This window comes from Vibrio nigripulchritudo ATCC 27043 (assembly GCF_000222685.1).
Classification (GTDB): Bacteria; Pseudomonadota; Gammaproteobacteria; order Enterobacterales; family Vibrionaceae; genus Vibrio; species Vibrio nigripulchritudo.
Genome location: NZ_AFWJ01000136.1, coordinates 1 through 5,026, shown reverse-complemented (window position 1 = coordinate 5,026; position 5,026 = coordinate 1). Strand labels below are relative to the sequence as shown.

Genomic DNA, 5,026 nt, shown 5'->3' with positions numbered 1-5,026 from the left:
ATGCAGACAAAACAGTGACCTTGCGAATAGCTTTTCTTGGTTTTTTTGCCACAGGAGCTGCAAAAGATGTTGCCCGTATGAGTCAAGGTGATCGGCTGACCTATAAAGGTGTTTAGACCCACACGCTCGTGACCAATTGGCAGGAAGTAGTCGACACCTTCTGAGAGCTCGGATGCAAGCTTTCTCAGAGTGCCTGTAGTTTTTATAGACATGACATTACTCGTTTTCTACGCACTTATGGCGTATTCGTTGTTTTTATTGCGTCAAGCGGTGTAAAGAGCTCTTGCTGGCTCAATTTTATCGCTTGGAAATCAGTGTAATTGATATTTTAGCAAATTTTACGCACCGGCATAGTTGAGCTATTTGGTAAACATTTCTTCTTTGTGACTGATTTATAAAGCCCGTCATCTTTTTTTACGTATTTTCTCTTGAATGAACATACAAATAGTGTGCGAAATGGCTTGGTTATGGTATGTTACACATATGCACGATAGTGTGATTTTAGTTCCATTTTGCTAGTTTCTACGTTTGTAGATTGAGGTATAGCATGAGTAGAAAACATCAATTGAGCTTGATACAAAAGGTTTTCTTGGTGTTGTTGTTTGGTACATTGACGGTAATAACGCTTTATTACCAATTTGGGGATACACAGCGCCTTGTTATTTCGCCACAGCAGTTTGAGTTTATACCCGCAGATGACAGGCAGTCTGGCGGAAAAACAGATACAAACCTGTCGGTTGAAGGCTCTCGCGCGTCTCTTCAATGTAATTTAAAGCAAAGTGAGTACGCATGGCCGTACTGCTCTGTTTCAATTCAGCTTTCTGATGATATTTCGAAGGGAATCAATTTATCTAACTATCATACAGTTAGGCTTAACATTGATTACCATACCGACGACCCAGAAGGCAGATTAAGAGTTTATCTTCGCAACTTTAATCCAGCGTATTCTAACTCTGACAATGAGTACTCGATAAAGTACAACGGGCTTGAGTATGCGCCCGGCATTGGTCAGGGTGAAATTGTGATCCCGATGAAAAACTTCCAGGTAATGACCTGGTGGCTGGCAGATCTGGATATCGATATCCCTCATGCCGCTCCAGAGTTCAGTAACGTTGTCCTGTTTGAGATAGCGACTGGGTCACGTTCTTCATTGGGTACGCGTGACATTGTCATTAATAGCATCGAATTTGAAGGTCGTTTTGTTGACGGCGAATTGTTGATGCTGACATTGGTTCTGATCTGGGCGATGTTGGGTGGGGTTTACTTTGTGTTTGACCACAACCGCAGTCGTCACGTAATTAGCCAGGCCAACTCAAGGCACTTGCACCTGAAAGCGGTGAACGACCGTTTGCGTCAACAAAACAGTCGCTTTGCAGAAATGGCACAGGTAGATGCACTTACCGGTGCGAGAAACCGCCATTCTGTTCGAAATTGGCTGGATGACGCTGCCAAGCAAGCAGAAGATGGTCTTGATTCTTTGTCGATGATTTACTTAGATATCGACCACTTTAAGAAAATCAACGACACCTATGGGCATCAGATTGGTGACGACATACTCAAAGAATTCGTTCTGGTGGTAAGCTCTATGATTCGCCCAGGAGACCATTTGGTTCGCTGGGGTGGGGAAGAGTTCATCGTGTTTTGTCGTGATACTTCGCTTGAACAAGCACAGGAAATTGCCGAGCGTATCCGGGTCAGTGTTAAAGAGCACACTTGGCTGCATGGGGAAGAACTGACATGCAGTGCTGGAGTAGCAGAAATGCGAGATGAGCGCATGACGGAAACCATGGCAAGAGCAGATGAAGCGCTTTATCAGGCGAAACATTTAGGCAGAGACAGGGTTGAAGTGCATTGTCGCTGACAGATAGGTTAACTTAATAAATGAGCCAGCAATGCTGGCTCATTCTGTATCTGTATCTGTAGATGTTGCACCTGATATGCTTTCACTGGGTTTCTGTGGACCTTCAATGTTCTCGATAGGCACCTTAGGTCCAAGGAATTTAGGCTGCTTATCAATGATGTAAAGATCGACCAGTGCGTTGGCTCTTGCAAGTACTTCTCGTAGGCGAACAAACCAGCCCGATGTTCCTTCAGGACCGGGAACCGCAAGACAAACGGCATTGATATCGTGGTAATCAGCGATATAGAGTGCCCGTTCACAATGGAAAGCCTGAGTGATAATGATGAAGTCATCCGCTTCAAAAATTTCTTTGGCTCTCACCACTGAATCCAATGTGCGAAAGCCCGCATAATCCAGATAGATAGCATCTTCTGGTACACCCGCTTTGAGCAAATCTCGCTTCATTGTCCAGGGTTCATTATAAGAGCGATGTGCATTGTCTCCGCTCAGAAGGTAGGAGGTGACTTTGTTATCCTTAAACAACTGAATGGCAGTTGAAATGCGATTGGTATAGAAGTCATTCAGTTTTTTGCCGATGTATTTGCTGGTGCCAAGTACCATGGCTACATCATGATTAGGAAGGGATTCGGCTTCGTAATATATTTTGTCCTGAGTCTGCCAGCTGACCCAGCGATCCACCAGAATCAACGCGACCGATAGAGTGAATGCAGACACGAAAGCAATCAAAAAAGCTTTTTTTAACCAAAGCCAGACTTTGGGAAAAGATGACAATTTCAGCATACTACTTCCAACATTAAACCTGCCGATTTCGTTGAGCCCAGATGCCTACCAAAGTAAACCACAGGAGCAAACCCAGTACCAGCCAACTGCGGTCAATCTGCTTCAACCAGTCAGAGAGCATAGGGGAGACTTTTACAATGAACAGACCGAAACCAAAGGCATTGATTAGAATGAATGCAAAGGTCCTAACGATGAAATGATGCCCGGCGAGAACACGTCTTAATGTACGGTTGATGTCTGAACCAAATACCACCAGACCACAGGCAACAACGGCTGTGGAAATTTCTGGCAGGTAGGGAACAAGCTTGGTTCCAAGTGGTGTAAGTATCTCTAACATAACCACTAATCTTACGGTTTCATCCTAAAAAGAAAAGCCCATTTAGGGCTTTTCTGAATGAAACGTGCATTTGTACCGAATGTTTGTGCAAAGCGCGCACAAACTGATCAGATAGTCCTGCTTTAGAATGCAGTTCGCTTGTATCGACGGTAAACTGGCTGCCAGAAATGCTGGTCAATGGCTTTCTCTAGCGTCTCGTCTGTAATCTCCAGTGCCACACCTTGTTCGATTGCCTTTTTACCAACCGCAAAGGCGATGCGTTTAGAAACACGATGAATTTCTTCCAGTGGTGGTAACAGAGCACCAGTACCTTGCTGAGCAAGTGGTGAACATTCTGCAAGCGCACGGCTGGATTCCATCAGCATTTCGTCTGTAACGCGTGAAGCGGAAACAGCCAGCACGCCCAGACCAATGCCTGGGAAGATGTAGCTGTTATTACACTGAGCAATTTCGAACGTTTTGCCATCATGGATAACTGGGTCAAACGGGCTTCCCGTTGCTACCAGCGCAGCGCCATCTGTCCAGCGAATGATGTCGTTTGGTGTCGCTTCTACACGGCTGGTTGGGTTAGAAAGAGGGAACACAATTGGGCGCTCGCAGTTGGTGTGCATTGCCTGAATTACTTCTTTGCTAAACAGCCCCGGTGCACCAGACACGCCAATAAGTACAGTTGGCTTAGCATTCTTAACCACTTCCAACAGTGAGAAACCAGCATCATCCGATTCCCAACCTTTGGTGTTCTCGTGCTTCTGCACCAGCTTCTTCTGGAAGTCGAGTAAGTTCTGCATGCCTTCCTGCAACAGACCCCATCGATCAACCATGTATACCTGAGAACGCGCCTGTTCGTCTGAAAGCCCTTCAGATACCATCTGTGCAATAATGGCTTCGGCAATACCGCAACCCGCTGAACCAGCACCTAAGAAAGTGATGCGCTGTTCGGAAAGCTTGCTGCCCGCTGCATGACACGCAGCAATCAAAGAACCTACAGTGACCGCAGCCGTGCCCTGAATATCATCATTAAAGCAGCAAACGCGATCTTTATAACGCTCGAGTAGCGGCATTGCGTTCTTCTGTGCAAAATCTTCAAACTGGATAAGTGCATCCGGCCAGCGGCGCTGAACCGCCTGCATGAATTCTTCAACAAAAGCGTTGTATTCCGCACCAGTAATACGAGGGTGTCGCCAACCCATGTACATTGGGTCTGCAAGGCGTTGTGGGTTGTTGGTGCCTACATCCAGAACGATTGGAAGAGTATAAGCCGGGCTGATACCACCACACGCGGTGTAAAGAGCCAGCTTACCGATAGGAATCCCCATGCCTCCGATGCCCTGATCGCCCAAACCAAGAATTCGCTCACCATCGGTTACTACGATGACTTTAACATTGTGGTTGGTGGCGTTGTTAATCAGGTCGTCAATTCGGTCTCTGTTTGGGTAAGAAATAAAGATCCCGCGACCACGACGGTAAATGTTTGAGAAGTTTTCACATGCCGCGCCAACAGTTGGAGTATAGATGATAGGCATCATCTCGCTGATGTGGTTCTGAACCAGACGGTAGAATAGGGTTTCGTTGGTGTCCTGGATATTGCGCAGATATATGTGCTTATCCATATCACTTTCGAAATTCTTATACTGCTGGTAAGCACGGTCTACCTGCTCCTGAATGGTTTCTGTTGATTCTGGCAACAAACCTTCAAGGTTGAACGAGCTTCTTTCTTCTGCGGTAAAGGCACTGCCTTTGTTTAAAAGTGGTGTACTGAGTAGGGCTGGTCCCGCTAACGGGATATATAAAGGGCGTTTATCGTTATTCATTAATGACTCGGTAAGACAAGTGTCGGGCATAGACTGAAATGATAGCGGTTAGGTTACATTGTTGTAAACCGAACTTCTTTAAAACGCTAAGAAATTCCCCATACTTTGAACATTGTACTGCTTCAGGACCTTTTTAAGGACGAAAGTGAGCTTTGTGACAAGTTTGTGAATGGTTTGTTTAAAACGAATGAGTGCAGATTTGCATAAGCCATTGACTTGGTTGGTTTGGGAATAAAG

Annotated in this window: 5 protein-coding genes; 1 reads left to right on the top strand and 4 read right to left on the bottom strand. The window is 45.6% G+C overall.

Going from position 1 to position 5,026, the window contains the following annotated elements:
- The coding region (locus tag RH89_RS29220) for a DUF2797 domain-containing protein (RefSeq protein ID WP_004402451.1) at positions 1-212 on the bottom strand (212 nt) is incomplete at its 3' end.
- A 353-nt stretch (positions 213-565) separates the two neighbouring features.
- Between RH89_RS29220 and RH89_RS12905 the strand changes: the two genes are divergently transcribed.
- Positions 566-1,861 (top strand): GGDEF domain-containing protein, encoded by a 1,296-nt coding sequence (locus RH89_RS12905; RefSeq protein ID WP_162097252.1) that lies wholly within the window; start codon positions 566-568, stop codon positions 1,859-1,861.
- 39 nt (positions 1,862-1,900) lie between these two features.
- Here RH89_RS12905 and RH89_RS12900 read toward each other — a convergent pair whose 3' ends face one another.
- From RH89_RS12900 to RH89_RS12890, 3 genes are all read right to left on the bottom strand, one after another.
- Positions 1,901-2,641 carry a SanA/YdcF family protein gene (locus RH89_RS12900; RefSeq protein ID WP_004402449.1) on the bottom strand — a complete coding sequence of 247 codons (741 nt, stop codon included), beginning with the start codon at positions 2,639-2,641 and terminating at the stop codon, positions 1,901-1,903.
- Positions 2,642-2,654: 13 nt separating this feature from the next.
- Positions 2,655-2,978 carry a DUF3392 domain-containing protein gene (locus RH89_RS12895; protein ID WP_004402448.1) on the bottom strand — a complete coding sequence of 108 codons (324 nt, stop codon included), beginning with the start codon at positions 2,976-2,978 and terminating at the stop codon, positions 2,655-2,657.
- A gap of 122 nt (positions 2,979-3,100) precedes the next feature.
- Positions 3,101-4,789, bottom strand: coding sequence for an NAD-dependent malic enzyme (locus tag RH89_RS12890; protein WP_004402447.1), 1,689 nt, complete (start codon positions 4,787-4,789; stop codon positions 3,101-3,103).
- Positions 4,790-5,026: the final 237 nt, after the last annotated feature.